Source organism: Streptomyces justiciae (assembly GCF_015163075.1).
Classification (GTDB): domain Bacteria; phylum Actinomycetota; class Actinomycetes; order Streptomycetales; family Streptomycetaceae; genus Streptomyces; species Streptomyces justiciae.
Genome location: NZ_JADDXU010000005.1, coordinates 72,203 through 90,292, shown reverse-complemented (window position 1 = coordinate 90,292; position 18,090 = coordinate 72,203). Strand labels below are relative to the sequence as shown.

At 67.5% G+C, this 18,090-nt stretch carries 16 protein-coding genes; 6 read left to right on the top strand and 10 right to left on the bottom strand.

What is annotated here, in order from left to right; genetic code table 11:
- Positions 1–50: 50 nt before the first annotated feature.
- From IQ210_RS15720 to IQ210_RS15700, 5 genes are all read right to left on the bottom strand, one after another.
- On the bottom strand, positions 51–1,112 hold the full coding sequence (locus IQ210_RS15720) for an ABC transporter ATP-binding protein (RefSeq protein WP_194079648.1): 1,062 nt from the start codon (positions 1,110–1,112) through the stop codon (positions 51–53).
- Positions 1,105–2,079, bottom strand: coding sequence for an ABC transporter ATP-binding protein (locus IQ210_RS15715; RefSeq protein WP_194079647.1), 975 nt, complete (start codon positions 2,077–2,079; stop codon positions 1,105–1,107). The genes IQ210_RS15720 and IQ210_RS15715 overlap by 8 nt, the downstream gene beginning before the upstream one ends.
- Positions 2,080–2,759: 680 nt before the next feature.
- Positions 2,760–3,731, bottom strand: a complete 972-nt coding sequence (locus IQ210_RS15710; protein WP_079311995.1) for an ABC transporter permease — start codon at positions 3,729–3,731, stop codon at positions 2,760–2,762.
- A complete protein-coding gene (locus tag IQ210_RS15705; RefSeq protein WP_194079646.1) occupies positions 3,724–4,647 on the bottom strand; it encodes an ABC transporter permease in 924 nt (307 codons plus the stop codon). The genes IQ210_RS15710 and IQ210_RS15705 overlap by 8 nt, the downstream gene beginning before the upstream one ends.
- Before the next feature lie 6 nt (positions 4,648–4,653).
- On the bottom strand, positions 4,654–6,294 hold the full coding sequence (locus IQ210_RS15700) for a peptide ABC transporter substrate-binding protein (protein WP_194079645.1): 1,641 nt from the start codon (positions 6,292–6,294) through the stop codon (positions 4,654–4,656).
- 515 nt (positions 6,295–6,809) lie between these two features.
- Between IQ210_RS15700 and IQ210_RS15695 the strand changes: the two genes are divergently transcribed.
- The 5 genes from IQ210_RS15695 (at position 6,810) to IQ210_RS15675 (ending at position 12,883) form a co-directional block, all read left to right on the top strand.
- The gene (locus tag IQ210_RS15695; protein WP_314207251.1) at positions 6,810–7,805 is read left to right on the top strand and encodes an ABC transporter permease; all 996 of its coding nucleotides are present in this window, start codon (positions 6,810–6,812) and stop codon (positions 7,803–7,805) included.
- An 81-nt stretch (positions 7,806–7,886) separates the two neighbouring features.
- Entirely contained in the window at positions 7,887–9,644 is a 1,758-nt protein-coding gene (locus tag IQ210_RS15690; protein ID WP_194079643.1) for an ABC transporter substrate-binding protein, read from the top strand.
- 101 nt (positions 9,645–9,745) lie between these two features.
- Entirely contained in the window at positions 9,746–10,726 is a 981-nt protein-coding gene (locus tag IQ210_RS15685) for an ABC transporter permease (RefSeq protein WP_194079642.1), read from the top strand.
- Positions 10,727–10,775: 49 nt separating this feature from the next.
- Entirely contained in the window at positions 10,776–11,810 is a 1,035-nt protein-coding gene (locus IQ210_RS15680; protein WP_407699702.1) for an ABC transporter ATP-binding protein, read from the top strand.
- 26 nt (positions 11,811–11,836) lie between these two features.
- A complete protein-coding gene (locus IQ210_RS15675) occupies positions 11,837–12,883 on the top strand; it encodes an ABC transporter ATP-binding protein (RefSeq protein WP_194079640.1) in 1,047 nt (348 codons plus the stop codon).
- A 206-nt stretch (positions 12,884–13,089) separates the two neighbouring features.
- On the opposite strand, the gene IQ210_RS15670 is transcribed toward IQ210_RS15675, so the two are convergent.
- The 4 genes from IQ210_RS15670 to IQ210_RS15655 form a co-directional block, all read right to left on the bottom strand.
- Positions 13,090–14,718, bottom strand: coding sequence for a transposase (locus IQ210_RS15670; protein ID WP_194079639.1), 1,629 nt, complete (start codon positions 14,716–14,718; stop codon positions 13,090–13,092).
- Between the two features lie 117 nt (positions 14,719–14,835).
- On the bottom strand, positions 14,836–15,183 hold the full coding sequence (locus IQ210_RS15665) for a VOC family protein (RefSeq protein WP_322656377.1): 348 nt from the start codon (positions 15,181–15,183) through the stop codon (positions 14,836–14,838).
- A gap of 11 nt (positions 15,184–15,194) precedes the next feature.
- Positions 15,195–15,698 (bottom strand): DinB family protein, encoded by a 504-nt coding sequence (locus IQ210_RS15660; protein ID WP_194079637.1) that lies wholly within the window; start codon positions 15,696–15,698, stop codon positions 15,195–15,197.
- A 42-nt stretch (positions 15,699–15,740) separates the two neighbouring features.
- The gene (locus tag IQ210_RS15655) at positions 15,741–16,127 is read right to left on the bottom strand and encodes a VOC family protein (protein WP_194079636.1); all 387 of its coding nucleotides are present in this window, start codon (positions 16,125–16,127) and stop codon (positions 15,741–15,743) included.
- Between the two features lie 72 nt (positions 16,128–16,199).
- Here IQ210_RS15655 and IQ210_RS15650 point away from each other — a divergent pair, with 72 nt between their 5' ends.
- Positions 16,200–16,940, top strand: a complete 741-nt coding sequence (locus IQ210_RS15650; protein ID WP_194079635.1) for a class I SAM-dependent DNA methyltransferase — start codon at positions 16,200–16,202, stop codon at positions 16,938–16,940.
- Here the strand turns inward: IQ210_RS15650 and IQ210_RS15645 are convergent.
- The gene (locus IQ210_RS15645) at positions 16,937–18,073 is read right to left on the bottom strand and encodes an ABC transporter ATP-binding protein (RefSeq protein ID WP_194079634.1); all 1,137 of its coding nucleotides are present in this window, start codon (positions 18,071–18,073) and stop codon (positions 16,937–16,939) included. The two genes, IQ210_RS15650 and IQ210_RS15645, sit on opposite strands and share 4 nt — an antisense overlap.
- Between the last annotated feature and the right edge of the window lie 17 nt (positions 18,074–18,090).

The following is an 18,090-nucleotide window of genomic DNA, read 5'->3' as shown; positions in this document are numbered from 1 at the left end:
GGTCAGTTAAGTTGCCTGCGTGTTAACGCAGTTGGTGGGCGTTTGTGCGGTTATTCCCGGCCTTTTGCAAGATCATCCGGTGGCTCCTCCGGGGGGACCACCTGCTTCTCCTCCGCGAAATGACAGGCCGAGTCATGGGCCGCGGGGCCGGAGGTGAGACGGAACTCGCTGGGGATCGCCAGGGCCGGCACCTCCAGGGCGCAGCGTTCCTGGGCCTTCCAGCAGCGGGTGCGGAAGCGGCAGCCGGAGGGGATGTTGGTGGGTGAGGGGACGTCTCCGGCCAGGATGATGCGTTCGCGGTGTTCGCGGGCCTCCGGGTCGGGGACCGGGACGGCGGAGAGCAGGGCCTGGGTGTAGGGGTGGGTGGGGTGGTCGTAGATCTCCGCGTCCCGGCCGATCTCCACGATCCGCCCCAGGTACATCACGCCGACGCGGTCGGAGATGTGGCGGACGATGGAGAGGTCGTGGGCGATGAAGACGTAGGAGAGGTCGAACTCGTTCTGCAGGCGGTCCATCAGGTTGATGACCTGGGCCTGGACGGAGACGTCGAGCGCGGAGACCGGTTCGTCGGCGACGATCACCTCCGGGCGCAGGGCCAACCCCCTTGCGATGCCGATGCGTTGGCGCTGGCCGCCGGAGAACTGGTGCGGGTAGCGGTTGATGTACTCGGGGTTGAGGCCGACCACGTCCAGGAGGTCCTGGACCTTCCTGCGCCGGTCGCCCTTGGGAGCCACCTCGGGGTGGATGTCGTACGGCTCCCCGATGATGTCGCCGACCGTCATGCGGGGGTTGAGCGAGGTGTACGGGTCCTGGAAGACCATCTGGATGTTGCGGCGCACGGCTTTCAGGGCCCGGCCGGACAGCTTGGTGATGTCCTCACCCTTGTACTTGATCGACCCGGCGGTCGGCTGCTCGAGATTGACCAGCATCTTGGCAACAGTTGACTTGCCGCAGCCGGACTCCCCCACGATCCCGAGGGTCTCCCCTTTGTTGAGCGTGAAGTCCACACCGTCAACGGCCTTGACCGCACCGACCTGCTTCTTGAACAGGATGCCCTGGGTCAACGGGTAGTGCTTGACCAGCCCGCTCACTTCAATGATCGACTCAACCATTGAGGCACTCCCTCCAGAAGTGACAGGCGCTCGTACGGTCCTCCGACACCTCGTACAGCGGGGGTTCGTCCGTCCTGCACACGTCCTGGGCCATCGGGCAGCGGGGGTTGAACGCGCAACCCGGCGGGATGGCCATCAAGTTGGGCGGCAATCCCTTGATCGCGTACAGCTCCTGACCCTTCTGATCAAGACGGGGGATGGAGTCGAGGAGACCGCGCGTGTAGGGGTGCGCGGGCGCCTTGTAGATGTCGTGCACGGGTGCCTGCTCGACGATCCGCCCCGCGTACATCACCGCGATCCGGTCGGCGACGTCGGCGACCACGCCGAGGTCGTGGGTGATGAGGATGAGCCCCATGTTGTACTCGCGCTGCAACTCCGCGAGCAGGTCCATCACCTGGGCCTGGACGGTGACGTCGAGGGCGGTGGTGGGTTCGTCGGCGATGATCAGGGCCGGCTCCAGGGCCAGCGCCATCGCGATCATGATGCGCTGGCGCATGCCGCCGGAGAACTGGTGCGGGTACTGCTTGACGCGTTCCTTGGCGGCCGGGATGCGCACCCGGTCCATCAGCTCCACGGCCTTGGCCCGCGCGTCCTTCTTCGACATGCCGCGATGCACGACGAACATCTCACCGAGCTGGTCGCCGACGGACAGCACGGGGTTGAGGGACGACAGCGCATCCTGAAAGATCATCGCCATCTCGGCGCCACGGACCTTCCGCCGCTCCTCCTCCTTGAGCTTCAGCAGGTCCTTGCCCTGGAAGAGGATCTCACCGCCCGCGATCCGCCCCGGCGGCATGTCGAGGATGCCCATGATCGCCTGAGCAGTCACGGACTTCCCGGACCCGGACTCCCCCAGCACGGCAAGGGTCTCCCCCGCGTCAACCGAGTAGTCGACCCCGTTGACGGCCTTGGCGACCCCGTCCCGCGTCTTGAACTCCACATGCAGATCACGCACTTCCAGGAGCACGACTCACCTCACCTTCGGATCGAGGGCAAGCGCGCCGCGCCGCCGATACGGTCGTCGTCGGGGTTTGCGGACAGTCGCCCCTGCCGAGGAAGGCGCCGGAGGCGGCGAGATGCGCGTCGCCCGGACCAAGCCCCGCGCGACAGCACGAGCTCACATGCACTCCCGCCCGTGGCCCTGCCGTCCACCACGCACTGCACCCGTCGCGACCCACCCGCCATGGCGTCGGCTCGGGAGGCCTCGCGCCCAAGATCCTGACGCACGAGATCCTCGCGGACCGTGGCCGCCGGGACGCTGCCCGGCCGGGGGCGAAGGCACCCGGCCTGCTGGGGGAGGCGGGCGCGCCGCCGGTTCTCCGCGCCCTCAGCTTCGGGTCGAGGGCGTCGCGGACGAGGTCCTCGCGGACCGCGAACGACGATACGGTGACCGGTCGGGCGGGGCCGTCGACGCCGGGCCGACCGGGGAGAGCGGGCACCCCACACCCATCCGGCACCCTCACGACGCCCGGCACCCTCACGACGCCCGGCGCCCTCACGACGCCCGGCGCCCTCAGGACTCGCGGCGCCTTCAGGGCTCGCGGCGCTTCCATGGCGCGCGGCCCCCTCAGAGCTCCACACACCCTCAGACCTCCACGCATCCCCAGAACTCCACGCACCCCCACGACTACCTGCACCCGCACGCCCTCACCTCAGCTTCGGGTCGAGGGCGTCGCGGACTGCGTCGCCGAGCATGATGAAGGCGAGGACCGTGAGGGCCAGGGCGCCGGCGGGCCAGAGGAGCATGTGGGGGGCCTGGCGGATGTAGGCGGAGGCCGCGGAGATGTCGATGCCCCAGCTGACGGTGGGGGGTTTGAGGCCTACGCCGAGGTAGGAGAGCGTCGCCTCCAGGGCGATGTACGTGCCGAGCGCGATGGTCGCGACCACGATCACCGGGGCCACCGCGTTGGGGGCGATGTGGCGGAGCAGCTGGCGGGAGTTGGAGGCGCCCAGCGCCTTCGCCGCGTGCACGTAGTCGTTCTGTTTGGCCGTGATGACCGAGCCGCGCGCGATGCGTGAGATCTGCGGCCAGCCCAGCAGCACCATGAAGCCGATCACCGGCCAGACCGTGTTGCTGGTGACGACCGAGAGCAGGACCAGGCCGCCCAGGACCACCGGGATCGCGAAGAACACGTCGGTGATGCGGGACAGGATCGAGTCCCAGAAGCCGCCGAAGAAACCGGCGAGGCCGCCGAGGACCGAGCCCAGGATCGCGACCCCGAGCGTGGCGCAGACGCCGACCGTGACGGACGTACGGGCGCCGTAGACGGTGCGGGTGTAGACGTCGCAGCCCTGGCCGTCGAAGCCGAAGGGATGGCCCGGTTGCGAGCCCTCCTGTGCTTTGGCCAGGTCGCACTTGAGCGGGTTGCCCGACGCGATGAGGGAGGGCCAGAGGGAGATGACGACCAGGAAGAGGATCACCAGGCCCGAGATGATGAAGACCGGGTTGCGGCGCAGGTCCCGCCAGGCGTCGGACCAGAGCGAGCGGGGCTTGCCCTGGGGGCCGCCCGCCGGGCCGGGGCCCTTCTCCAGGGTGTTCGCCTCGCTGACGGCCAGGTCCATGGCACCGCCCATGCCGGTCCCGGCGATCGCGCCCTCGGGCTCCTGAGGTTCAGGCATAGCGGATCCTCGGGTCGAGTACGGCGTACAGGAGGTCGACGAGCAGATTGGCGACCAGGAAGACCAGCACCAGGACGGTGACGAAACCGACCACCGTCTGGGTGTTCTGGCGCAGGATGCCCTGGTAGAGCTGGTAGCCGACGCCGTGGATGTTGAAGATCCGCTCGGTGACGATCGCGCCGCCCATCAGGGCACCGATGTCGGTGCCGATGAAGGTGACGACGGGGATGAGTGAATTACGGAGGAGGTGGCGGGTGATGACCCTGCGCCTCGGCAGGCCCTTCGCCACCGCCGTACGGACGTAGTCGCTGCGCCGGTTCTCCGCGATCGACGTCCGGGTCAGCCGGGTCACGTACGCCAGCGACACCGACGCCAGCACCAGACCCGGCACGATCAGTTCGCTGAACGTGGCGTCCGAGGACACCGACGGTTTGATCCAGCCCCATTCCACGCCCAGCAGCAGCTGGAGCAGCAGGCCGGTGACGAACGTCGGGACCGAGATCACGACGAGCGTCAGCATCAGGACCGAGGTGTCGACGGGCTTGCCGCGGCGCAGGCCCGTGACGACACCCAGCGTGATGCCGATGACGATCTCGAAGAGGATCGCGACGATCGTCAGGCGGATCGTCACGGGGAACGCCGTCGACATCAGCTCGGTGACCTTCTGCCCGTTGAACGCGGTGCCGAAGTCGCCGGTGAAGACGTTCCCCATGTAGGTCAGGTACTGCTGCCAGACGGGTTTATCGAGGCCGAACTCCTTCTTCAGCTGCGCGGCCGTGGCGGGGTCGCACTGCCGGTCGCCGCACAGGCCCGCGATGGGGTCGCCCATGACGTTGACCATGAGGAAGATGAGGAGCGTGGCGCCGATGAACACCGGGATCATCTGGAGCAGACGCCGGACGACGTAGCGTCCCATGGCGGGTCAGCTGACCTTGATCTCGTTGTAGACCGGGACGCTGAACGGGTTGAGCTTGACGTTGGACAGCCGCTCCGAGTAGCCGGCGCTGCCGTTCTGGTACCAGAGCGGGATCGCGCCCATGTTGTCTCGCAGCACCTTCTCCGCGTCCTGGAACTTGGAGACGGCCTTGGCGGTGTCGGTCTCGGCGTTGGCCTCGTCGACGAGCTTGTCGAAGTCCTTGTTGGACCACTTGCCGTCGTTGGAGGAGGCGTTGGTGTAGTAGAGCGGCTGGAGGAAGTTCTGGATGAGCGGGTAGTCCATCTGCCAGCCGGCCCGGAAGGGGCCGCTCATCTTCTTCTCGGTGATCTGGTTGCGGTAGTCGGCGAAGGTGCCGACCGGGTTGCCGACGCAGGCCTTGTCGTTGTCGAGCGCGTTGTTGATGGAGTTGCAGACGGCGTCGACCCACTGCTTGTGGGAGCCGGTGTCCGCGTTGTACGTGATCTTGACCTGGCCGCCGGGGAGGCCGCCGCCCTCCTCGATGAGCTTCTTCGCGGCGTCGGGGTCGTATTCACAGGCGTCCCCGCACAGCCCCTCCTTGAAGCCGCCGGCCTCGCCGAGGACCGGGGAGGTCCAGTCGGAGGCGGGGGTGCGGGTGTCGTTGAAGATGGTCTTGGTGATCTGGTCGCGGTTGATCGCCCGGGACAGGCCCGTGCGGACCTTCTCCATCCCGGCCTTGTTCCAGTTCTTGTCGTAGAACGGGAAGGCGAGCGTCTGGATGATGCCGGCCGGGGTGTTGAGGTACCGGTCGCCGAGGTCGGACTGGACGTTCTTGAGCTGCGCGGCCGGGATGTCGTCGACGAGGTCGAGGTTGCCGGCCATGAGGTCGGTGTAGGCGGTGTTGTTGTCGGTGTAGACCTTGAGGGTCACGCCGCCGTTCTGCGCCTTGTCGTCGCCGTGGTAGCCGTCCCACTTCTTCAGGCTCATCTGGGAGCCCTTGGTGTACGACTCGATGGTGTACGGGCCGTTGCCGACCGGCTTCTTCAGCCAGCCGTCGTGGTCGGTGAAGAAGGCCTGCGGGAGCGGGGCGTAGGCCGGGTAGCCGAGGGTGTCGGGGAAGGTCGAGAACTTCTGGTTGAGCTTGACGGTGAAGGTCAGGTCGCCGGTGACCTTCAGCCCGGAGAGGGTCTGGGCGGTCTGCTTGCTGCCGTCCTCGGGGTGGACCTTGTCGTAGCCGTCGATGTACCCGAAGAAGTACGCGTTCTTCTGGTTGTTCTTGAGGCTGGCCCCGTAGTTCCAGGCGTCGACGAAGGACTTGGCGGTGACCTTCTCGCCGTTGGAGAAGGTCCAGCCGTCCTTGACGGTGACGGTGAAGTTCTGCGAGTCGCTCGTCTCGATCTTCTCGGCGAGCATGTCTTCGGCCTTGCCGGTCTCCGGGTTGTACTTCTTCAGGGACCGGAAGATCATGTCGAGCACCTTGCCGCCCTGCACCTCGTTGGTGTTGGCCGGCTCCAGCGGGTTCTGCGGGTCGCCCCAGGAGGAGCTCAGCGTCGCGCTGCTGTCGCCACTGCCGCCGCCGCTGTCGCTGTCCCCACCTCCGCAGGCCGTCGCCGCGAGGGCTACCGCCGCCGCGCATGCGGCCCACTTGGCGTGCGTGGCTCCACGCATGGAGTGCCTCCTGATTGACTGCGCTGATCCGTTAACGGCAAATATCGACGTAAATCAGGCAAACCGCACACGTATTGAGCCCTTTAGGGGAACGTGCGGAGACCTCCGGGATGCCCTCCCGGGAAGGTCCGACCTCTGCGGCAGTGGATCTTGCGTGTAGGGCGCAATGGATCTTCACCATCCGATGCAGAACCGTTGGATTGCGACCCTCCTATGTACGGATTTCGACACCTCGCAGTCCGCATATCGAACTCATTGCCCGATTGGGGCAGTTGGCCCGATGTAAAACACGGATCGATCACGAGGCGCTACACGCGTAGCTACAGATTGGTCAAGTACAGGCAAAGAAAGTAAAGAGAAACCCAAGTCGACCGAGAATTTATTGACCTTGAATGAATTGCGTTGAAAAAGTCCGGCGTAGCCCGTAGGGGAGTGCCCTGCGGAGTCATCAGACCCTCCCTTGGGCCAGGAGCACCATGACCCCCCCAACTCCATCGGCGGCTGCCCCGCTTGAGGTGACCGAAGAGAGCGCAGAGAAGTCGATCACTTCTCCCTCTCCGAAGGCCAACGAGAGCCGCTCACCCGGGCAGCTCGCCTGGCGCCGGTTCAAGCGCGACCGTACGGGCGTCATATCGGCGTGCATCGTGATCTTCTTCTTCACGATCGCCATCGCCGCTCCGCTCATAGCCAAGCTGTACGGGAAGAACCCGTACGACCAGTACGGCCAGGACGCACCGATCGGCACCCTCTTCAACGAGTCCGGCTACCCCATCAAGCCCAACGGCGGCATCGACGCCGACTTCTGGTTCGGCCTCGAGCCGCAGATGGGCCGCGACGTCTTCACCTTCCTGCTCTACGGCATCCGGACCTCGCTGATGATCGCCACGATCACCACGCTGCTGGTCACGGTCATCGGCGTCGTCGTCGGCATCTCCGCCGGCTACCTGGGCGGAAAGACGGACTACCTCGTCAGCCGGGTCATCGACATCGTGCTGTCGTTCCCCTCCACCCTGTTCTTCATCGCCTTCACGCCCGTCGTGTACGGCCTCTTCTGGGCCGCCGACGAGGAGATCCCCGCCTGGGGACGCGGCGTCTGCCTGGTCGTCCTGCTGACGGCCTTCGGCTGGGCCTCCATCGCGCGACTGCTGCGCGGCCAGGTACTGGCCCTGCGTGAGCGCGAGTTCGTCGAGGCCGCCAAGGTGACCGGAGCCTCACCGACCCGGATCATCTTCAAGGAACTGCTGCCCAACCTGTGGACTCCGATCCTCATCCAGTCCACCCTCGCCCTCCCGGCGTTCGTGACCGCGGAGGCGGGCCTCGCCTTCCTCGGCGTCGGCATCCAGGACCCGACCCCGGACTGGGGCGTGATGATCCAGCGCGGTGCGCAGTTCTACACCGACGACATCACCTTCATGATCTTCCCGGGCGTCTCGATGATCATCTTCGTCCTGGCGTTCAACCTTCTCGGCGACTCGGTACGCGACGCACTCGACCCGAAGTCCAAGCGCTGAGTTCCCCGGCCCGGACACAGTCGTCCACCGGCCGTCAGCGGCAGCACGTCTCTCTCATCCATCACGTCTAGGCAGGTAGCCATGTCCTTTTCCCGCAGAAACTTCCTGATCGCCACCGGTGTGGCGGCGGGCGCGAGCACCGTTCTGAGCGCGTGCAGCAGCGGCAACGCCGGCGGTTCCGGCAGCAAGACCCCGTCGGTCGAGAAGGGCAAGGCCGCCGAGATCGCCATCGGCACCGCCACCGACTCCAAGGGCCCCGCCCCGGAGATGCCGGGCGCGCGCAAGGGCGGCACGATCTACACGCTCGACCAGATCGACTTCGACCACCTGGACCCGGCGCAGATCTACTCCTCGTACACGGGCGCCGGTTCGGTCCTGTTCCTGCGTGGTCTGACCGGCTACCGCGTCGACTCCAAGGGCAACACCACCCTGGTCGGCGACCTCGCCACCGACGCCGGCACCGTCAAGGACGGCGGCAAGACCTGGTCCTTCACGCTGAAGGACGGCATCAAGTGGGAGGACGGCAAGGACGTCACCATCGACGACGTCCGCCACTCCTTCGAGCGCCTCTTCGCCGACTTCGTCACCGAGGGTCCCCGCTACCCGCAGAACTGGCTCGAGGGCGGCGACAAGTACAAGGGCCCGTACGACGGCAAGCACCTGTCCTCGCTCGAGGTCGACGGCAACACCATCACCTTCCGCCTCAAGGAAGCCCACGCCGACTTCCCGTTCATGCTCGCCATGCGCGGCTTCGCGATCGTGCCCAAGGCCAAGGACACGAAGAAGAAGTACGACCAGCGTCCGTACTCCTGCGGCCCGTACAAGATCGAGTCCCGCAGCATCGACAAGTCCCTCACCCTCGTGCGCAACGAGCACTGGGACGCCAGCCTCGACCCGTGCCGCAACGGCTACCCGGACAAGGTCGTCATGCAGTTCGGCTTCCAGTCGCTGGCCTCCACGGACCGCTACATCGCCGACTCGGGCAACGACCAGTACGCGCTGTCCCTGCTGAACGAGGTCGCCCCCGAGCGCGTCACCAAGGTGCTCGGCGACGCCACGCTGAAGCAGCGTGTGCTCACCCAGGTCGACACGACCTGCTACTACTTCCCGATCAACATGACCCGGATCAAGGACGTCAAGGTCCGTCAGGCGATCAACTGGGCGTGGCCGGCGCAGCAGCTGAAGCAGCAGCGTGGTGGCTCGCAGGTCACCGCGACCGCGACCACGATCATCTCCCCGCTGACCCCGGGTCACGAGGACTTCGACCTGTACGGCAAGAAGACCAAGCCGACCGGTGACCCGGAGAAGGCCAAGGCGCTGCTGAAGGAAGCCGGCAAGGAGGGCCAGAAGCTGGTCATCGCCTTCCAGCAGTCCGACCGCGCCGTCAAGGAGGCCGTCACCATCAAGAACGCCCTCACCAAGGCGGGCTTCGACGTGGTGACCAAGCAGGTCGACAAGACGACCTTCTACTCCGAGATCAGCCAGCTGGACAACCAGTTCGACCTGTTCGCCGCGGGCTGGGGCCCGGACTGGCCGGCCGGTTACGCCGTCATCCAGCCCTGCTGGGACGGCAGCCAGATCGCCGACGGTGGCGTCAACTGGTCGCAGCTGAACGACACCAGCGTCAACAAGGCGATCGCCGCCGCCACCGCGATCACCGACGCGGACAAGGCCAACGCGGCCTGGGGCGCGATCGACAAGCAGATCATGACGCTCGCGGCCTGCGTCCCCGACTACAACCCGATCCGTAACTACTTCTACGGTTCGAAGGTCGGCGGCGTGGTCTACAACTCCGGTGACACCTGCGTCGCCCTCGGCAAGGTCTTCGCGAAGGCCTGACGCTTTCCCGGGGCGGCGGTCCGACCGACCGCCGCCCCGGCCCCGTCCAAGCCCGCTCCCCACACCCCGGCGACGGCGCCCCGTCCGGAAAGTCTCACCCCATGTTCCGTTTCCTGGTCCGCCGAGTGCTCGGCGCACTCGTGATTCTGCTGATCATCAGCGCCGTCACCTTCTTCCTCTTCTACGCCATCCCCCGTGACCCGGCGCGGATGGCGTGCGGCAAGGTCTGTCCCGACGACCTGCTGGCACAGGTGCGGCAGAACCTCGGCATCGCCGACCCGATGCCGGTGCAGTACTGGCACTGGCTCCAGGCCATCTTCGTGGGCCGGGACTACGTGGGCGTCGGGCACTGTGACGCACCCTGCTTCGGCTACTCTTTCAGCAACAACGTGAACGTGTTCGACACGATCATGGAGCGGCTGCCCACCACCATCTCGCTCGCCATCGGCGGCGCCTTCTTCTTCCTGCTCATCGGTGTCGGCACCGGCATGCTGGCCGCGCTCAAGCAGGGCAAGTTCCTCGACAAGGCCGCGAGCTCGTTCTCGCTCATCGGCTCGTCGATGCAGATCTACTTCGTCGGCTACATCGCGATGTTCTTCCTGGTCTCCCAGCTCCATCTGCTGGACCAGCCCTCGTACACGCCGTTCACCGAGAACCCCGGCGCCTGGTTCTCGGGCCTGCTGCTGCCCTGGCTCGTGCTGTCCATCATCTTCACGGCCAACTACACCCGTATGACCCGCTCCCAGCTGGTGGAACAGCTCAGCGAGGACTACGTGCGCACGGCCCGGGCCAAGGGTCTGTCCCGCAGCTCGGTCTTCTTCCGCTTCGCCTGGCGCGGTGCGATGGGCCCGATCGTGACGATCTTCGGCATCGACATGGGCACCCTGATCGGCGGCGCGATCATCACCGAGTCCACGTTCAGCATCCAGGGCCTGGGCGCGCTCGCCGTCCGCTCCGTCGACGACAGCGACCTGCCCATGCTGCTCGGCGTCACCATGATCGCGGCGGCCGGCATCGTCTTCGCCAACATCATCGTGGACGCCGTCTACGCCCTCATCGACCCGCGCATCCGGCTCGCCTGATCCGGTCCCCCTCCAGCTACCCCCCGGCATGACCCCCAGGAGCGTCCCCGTGACGAGCACCGATCAGCAGGCCTTCCTCTCCGTCAGGGACCTGAAAGTCCACTTCTCCACCGAGGACGGCATCGTCAAGGCCGTCGACGGTCTCTCCTTCGACCTCGAAAAGGGCAAGACCCTCGGCATCGTGGGCGAGTCCGGCTCCGGCAAGTCCGTCACCAACCTGACGATCCTGGGCCTCCACGACCGGCACCGCACCGCGATCGACGGCGAGATCCTGCTCGACGGCAAGGAGCTGACCACGGCTCGCGAGTCCGAGCTGGAGAAGCTGCGCGGCAACAAGATGGCGATGATCTTCCAGGACGCCCTGGCCTCGCTGTCGCCGTACCACACCATCGGCAAGCAGATCGGTGAGACCTACCGCAAGCACACCGGCGCCTCAAAGTCGGAGGCCCGGAAGCGGGCGATCGAGATGCTGCGGCGGGTCGGCATCCCGCAGCCGGACATGCGGGTGGACGACTACCCGCACCAGTTCTCCGGCGGTATGCGCCAGCGCGCCATGATCGCCATGGCCCTGGTCTGCGACCCCGAGCTGCTGATCGCCGACGAGCCGACCACCGCGCTCGACGTGACGGTGCAGGCCCAGATCATGGACCTGCTCAAGGACCTCCAGCAGGAGTTCGGCACCGCGATCATCTTCATCACCCACGACCTCGGGGTCATCGCCGACATCGCGGACGACGTGCTGGTGATGTACGGCGGCCGGTGTGTGGAGCGGGGTACGAAGGAGGAGGTGCTGCGTACGCCGCAGCACCCTTACACGGTCGGCCTGTTGAGCTCGATGCCAAGCCTGGACGGCCCGGTCGACGTACCGCTGTCGCCGATCCCCGGCTCGCCGCCCTCGCTCCTCAACCCGCCCTCCGGCTGCCGCTTCCACCCGCGCTGCGCCTTCGCCGAGAAGGTCCCCGGCGGACTGTGCTCCACCGAGCGCCCGCTGCTGAAGGTCGAGGCCGGCCGGGGTTCCGCCTGCCACCTCACGCTGGACCAGCGCCAGGAATTCTTCGCCGACCTCGCCGCGACCCGGCACTGACGTAACTGAGACGGGACTTCACCATCATGAGCAACACGAAACCCCTCCTGGACGTCACCGGCCTGACGAAGCACTTCCCGGTCAAGGGCGGTTTCCCGATCCGGCGTACGGTCGGCGCGGTGCAGGCCGTCGACGGCCTCGACTTCCAGGTGAACGAGGGCGAGGCGCTCGGCCTGGTCGGCGAGTCCGGCTGCGGCAAGTCGACGACCGGCCGCCTGATCACGCGCCTGCTGGAGCCCACCGGCGGCAAGATCTCCTACCGCGGGCAGGACATCACACACGCGGGCCGCAAGGAGCTGGCGCCGGTCCGCTCCGAGATCCAGATGATCTTCCAGGACCCGTACGCGTCCCTGAACCCCCGCCAGACGGTCGGCAAGATCATCTCGGGCCCGATGGAGATCAACGACATCAACCCGGAGGGCGGCCGCGAGAAGCGGGTCCGTGAACTCCTGGAGATCGTCGGCCTCAACCCCGAGCACTACAACCGTTTCCCGCACGAGTTCTCCGGCGGCCAGCGCCAGCGCATCGGCGTGGCAAGGGCGTTGGCGCTCGAACCGAAGCTGATCGTGGCGGACGAGCCGGTCTCGGCCCTGGACGTCTCGATCCAGGCGCAGGTGGTCAACCTGCTCCAGAAGGTCCAGCAGGAGCTGGGCATCGCGTTCGTCTTCATCGCCCACGACCTCGCGGTGGTACGCCACTTCTCGCAGCGAGTCGCCGTGATGTACCTCGGCAAGATCGTCGAGATCGCCGACCGCGACGACCTGTACGGCAACCCGCGCCACCCCTACACCAAGGCGCTGCTGTCGGCGGTGCCCGAGGCGACGGTGGACGAGACCCCGGCCCGCGAGCGCATCCGCCTCCAGGGCGACGTCCCCTCCCCGCTGAACCCGCCGTCGGGCTGCCGCTTCCGCACCCGCTGCTGGAAGGCAACGGAGAAGTGCGCGACCGAGGCACCCCCACTGGTCCAGGTCGAGGGCAACAAGCCGGGCCATCTGACGGCCTGCCACTATCCCGAGACGGAGGGAACCGTACCGACCCCCCGCCTCTCCAAGGACCCGGAGGTCGCGGCCTGACACGCCCCTTTTCCGTCAGCTGCTGCCTTGCGGAGCGGACTTTCACGGCCCATTGACCCGAGCCCTTGAACGTCCGGTCCCGGGAACGAAGGCCCGCGCTCACCCAAGCGCGGGCCTTCACCCAATCCGCCGCCGGCCGTCTCTCTCGGGGCCGGCTCGTGGGCAACAGGCTCAACCGCAGCGGCGGCGGCCTGACAACACCGTTCTTACAGACTGAGCGGGAGTGGGTCCTGTTTCCAGAGCCCATGCTCAGTCGAACGCCCCGAACGGTGTTGGGCGTTCTGGTCCACCGCGTTCTCGCCACGCCCGGCGCGCACGGATCGTGCCCATGGTCCGGAGATGCGGGGGCGGTTTCCCTCACGTCCTGGGACATGCGCATCAGCCTGGACGGTCCGATGCCCCGCACGATCACTCTGGTCGTGCGGGGGCGGTGCCGTCCGTCGCCGGATCGGATGCCCCAGGGCGCGCCTGCCGATCGCCACGGCAGCAGCGTCGTGGCGAGTGGTCTTCCTGTTCTTGCTGGCGAGAGGCCGCTGCCAATGCTGGGCGCCCCACTTACTGGTGTAGGCCGGGTCGACGGCGACGATGGGGACGCCGAGTTCGGCCGCCATTGACGCCAGCCGAGCTCGCAGCCTGGCCACAGGCATGCCGGAGATCAGCTTGCGGAAGGTTTTGCGGCGACCGTGTTTCTCGCGCGTGGTCTCCGCAGTGAAGTCGAGGTCTTCTAATGCGATCGCCACGCCCTGCCGGCAGGCCCAGTGCAGCAGCCTGATCAGAGCGTGCCGAATCTGCGCGTCACGATGGCCGGCGGTGCCGGTGAGGTCATAGCCGAACCGGAGCGGTTCGCCGACAGGGTTGCCGTGTCTGTCCAAGCGCCAGGCGGCAAGGTGGTCGGCGTTGGTGTCGACTCCGATCAGACCGCTTGCACGGACTGTGGCGAGCGGCACAACCCGGGCTGGAGGGAGAGCCCATGACGCCGTCAGATACCAACGGCCTCGCGTGACGTCCTCGTGGATGCGGTACGCGACGGAACGGTTGGAGGCGACCCGATCACGCCACTGGTCTCCCCGGTGTGCGAACGCCACGCGGGCGGTGAGGACGTAACGCCTGCACGAGGCGTTGGCCAGGTGCGCAAGTGGCGCGGGAAGCCTGATGCTGACTTCGCCATCGGGGGTCACGCGAATGGTCTCGTTGCCGTACCGTTTGCCGGTCTCGCCGTCTGCACGGAGGAAGCGGCGCTTGGCCAGCCATTCCTGTCGCCACTCGGCCTCGGTGAGACCGGCTGCATCGAGGTGGTGCCGAGCGGTCAGAAGCCGTTTCCCACCGCGCACCACATGTACGACCCCAGCCTTCCAGTCGGCTTCTGCCGCCTCCAGCCGGTCCTGGAGGACGTGCAGTCGGCGGGTTTTGGCAAACCACTCCTGCTTGCTGTGGTAGCCACCCGGAGCGTGCTTCGTGCCCTTCTCCCGGAGCGGCAGGGCCAGGCGGTGCGTGATGGTGCGCACCCCGGCTTGCAAGCTGTGGATGTGCGCGAGGAGCCCGCGCCGGGCGAGTGCCCACTGGTCGTGCGTGCCCTTCGTGATCGACCCGGACCAACGCGAAGAGGACTCTTGGGTGAGGGCACGCTTTCGCTCAGCCCAGTCCTTCGCGTCGTGCTCCAGTCTGGCCTCGCACCGCGCCTTCAGATCGCGGGCAGCGAGCGAGCCAAGGTGGTCACCGACCAGCCTGAGCACGTTCTCGTCATCGGCTGTCAGGCCCTTCAGCCGGTCCCGGATGGCGATGCCGGTGGGGCCGGGCACAACGAAAGGCGCTGCTACCTCCCTTGTTCTGCCCATCTGCCCACCCCGCCTGCTGCGTAGCTGTCCGCCCGCCTTCCCCAACGACCACGATCAGCGATGGTCACGCATTCGATGGTCGAACTTTCGCCCCAAAGGCAGCGCGCCGCTGCGGCCTCAGACAGGCCCATCAAGCCCGAAGACGGTCCCGAACGGGTCGACGAGCTGGCAGATACGTCGGTCGCCGTCGATGTCGAGCGGGCCCCGGTGATGCGTGCAGCCCTTGTCCAGCAGGTCGCTTCGGACGGTGTCCACGCTCTCCACGGACCAGTAGACGACGGGGCTGCCGCCACGGGGGTTGCGGGTGGCGTCGGCGGGGTGGAAGCCGAGTTCGATCTCGCCGACGTCCACCCACGCGTAGACGGAGGCGCCGTCGTGGTCGACATGGACGGGCGCGTCGAGGGTGTCGGCCCACCAACGCGCCGAAGCCTCGGGATCGTCCGCGAACACCATCACCGTCCGCACGCCCCGGAACATCACACCCCGGTCTTCCCGTCCACCAGTTCCCGCACGATGTCCAAGTGGCCGTTGTGACGGGCCGTTTCCTCGATCAGGTGGAGGAGGATCCAGCGGAGGTCGACGTGGCGGCCGTCGCGGATGGGGCGTTTCGCCTGGGTGTCGAGGTCGTTCGTCGCCACCAACTCGCGGTAGCGGGCGGACTGTTCCTCGTAGTCGCGCAGGACGTCCGCGAGGGGCATGTCGACGGCGATGCGCATCTCACGGTCGGGGTCCTCGTCGGTCCAGGGGACCTCGCCCTCCTCACCGAGGAAGACCGCCTCGAACCACCAGTACTCGACCCAGCGAAGGTGGTTGATCAGGCCGGACAGGGTCATCAGCGGTGAGCCCGGCAGCGGAGCCTTGACCGCGTTCTCCGCGGAGACGTCCTCGCACTTGGCCAGCGCGGTGGCCCGGGTGTAGTCGAGGAAAGTGGTGAGCTGGGTGCGTTCGTCCCAGGTGGCGGGGGTATCGGTTCGAGTCATCGAGGACGAGCTTGCCGTCCCGGGGGCCGGATCGCGAGCCAATTACCCGCCCCCGGCGACCAGTTCCGCCTCGAACCCGTCCCCGTCCTCCAGATACGCCGCGTAGTGCTCCTCCCCGCCGGCGTACGGATGCCGGTCCGGGAAGAGGAGGGTCCAGCCGTGCCCCGGCGCCTCCGTCACCAGGGCGTCCAGCTCCCCACGGCTCGGTACATGGAACGCCAGGTGGTTCAGGCCGGGCCGCATGCGGTCGTGCCGGGTGTCCGTCAGCGCCGGGGACTGTTCCAGGACGACGTACGTCTCCCCCGTACGCCAGCTGCGGCCGGCCGCCCAGTTCTGGTACGGCTCCCAGCCCAGCCGCTCCAGCAGCCAGCCCCAGGACGTCACCGCCCGCTCCAGGTCCGGCACCCACAGCTCGACGTGGTGCAGCAACTCCCGCTCCCTCCAGGGTGATGGAGGCCTGATCCTGTCACGCCGTCCGGTGGCCTGTGGGACACTGCCGCGATGGTCGATCGCTCGTTCGCGGATCTCTCGCTCGCCGCGCTGTACGACTCCCTGCACCCCTGGGGCCCGGGCGACGACTTCTACGCCCGTCTCGTCGGGGGCGCCGCCGCCGTCCTCGACGTCGGCTGCGGCACCGGGCGGCTGCTCGCCCGGGCCCGGGCCGCGGGGCATCGCGGGCGACTCGTGGGGATCGATCCGGCCGCCGCCATGCTCGTACAGGCGCGGCGGCGGGAGCCCGGCGTCGAGTGGGTGCTGGGCGATCTGCGGTCGCGGGTCTGGTACGGGGAGTTCGACCTCGTCGTGATGACCGGGCACACCTTCCAGACACTCGTCACGGACGAGGACGTACGACAGGGCCTGCACGCCGTCCGGGACGCGCTGCGCGCCGGGGGACGGTTCGTCTTCGACACGCTGAATCCGGCCGCCCGGGCGTGGGAGGGCTGGGGTCCCGAGCACATCCGCGAGGGCGCCGACGCCGAGGGCTCGGTCGCGTGGATGTGGCAGGAGGTCTCCTACCCCGTCGTCGGCGACCGGGTCACCTTCACCGAGACCTACGAGGGCGTCCGCTGGACGCAGCCGCAAGTCAGCCGCACCACCCTGCGCCTCCTGGACCCCGCCCGCCTGACCCGCTTCCTGCACGAGGCCGGCCTGACGGTCGTGGAGCAGTACGGCGACTGGGGCCGGGGACCGCTGACCCCCGCCGCCCCCGAGATCATCACCGTGGCGGAGCGCTACTTCTAGTCGCCCGTCCCCTCCCCCAGCTCCTCCTCCAACGCCGCCAACGCCGGATCCAGCACGATGTCCTCGTCCCGCGCCTCGATCGTCGGGTCCTCCGGGAAGTGGCAGGCCGTCAGATGGCCCTCGTGGTTCCCGGAGATCCGGACCAACGGCGGTTCCTCCGCCGCGCACTTGTCCTGCGCCTTCCAGCACCGCGTCCGGAACCGGCAGCCGGACGGCGGCGAGATCGGCGACGGCACGTCACCGGCCAGCCTGATCCGCTCCCGCCCGTTCGCCTCCGTCTCCTCCGCGAGGTTCACCTCGGGCACCGCGGAGAGCAGGGCGTGGGTGTAGGGGTGCCGGGGGCGGGTGTAGATGGACTCGCGGTCGCCGACCTCGATCACCTTGCCGAGGTACATGACCGCGACGCGCTGCGAGAAGTGCCGTACGACCGCGAGGTCGTGGGCGATGAACAGGAACGCGATGCCCAGCTCCTGCTGCACCTTCTGGAGCAGGTTCACCACCTGCGCCTGGATCGACACGTCGAGCGCCGAGACCGGCTCGTCCGCCACGATCAGCTTCGGTTCCAGGGCCAACGCCCTTGCGACACCGATACGTTGACGCTGGCCGCCGGAGAACTCGTGCGGGAAGCGGTTGTAGTGCTCGGGGTTGAGGCCGACGATCTCCAGGAGTTCACGGACCCGCTTCTCGCGGCCGCCCTCCGGGTTGATGTCGTTGATCTCCATCGGACCCGAGATGATCTTGCCGACCGTCTGCCGCGGGTTCAGCGACGAGTACGGGTCCTGGAAGATCATCTGGATCTCGGAGCGGATCGGCGCCAGCTGCTTGCGGCTGGCATGGGTGATGTCCTTCCCGCGGTACGAGATCGTCCCCGCCGTCGGCTCCAGCAGCCGTGTGATCAGGCGGCCGGTCGTCGACTTGCCGCAGCCGGACTCGCCGACCAGGCCGAAGCTCTCGCCGACGTGCACGGTCAGGTCGATGCCGTCGACGGCCTGCACCGCGCCGACCGTACGCCGGATCGGGAAACCGCCCTTGACCGGGAAGTGCTTGGTGAGCCCCTCGACCACGAGGAGCGGGTCACCGGACGAAGCGGCGGCCGCCTCGCGCGGGGCCGGGAGGACGAGGTCCTCTTTCATGACGTGTCCTCCTACGA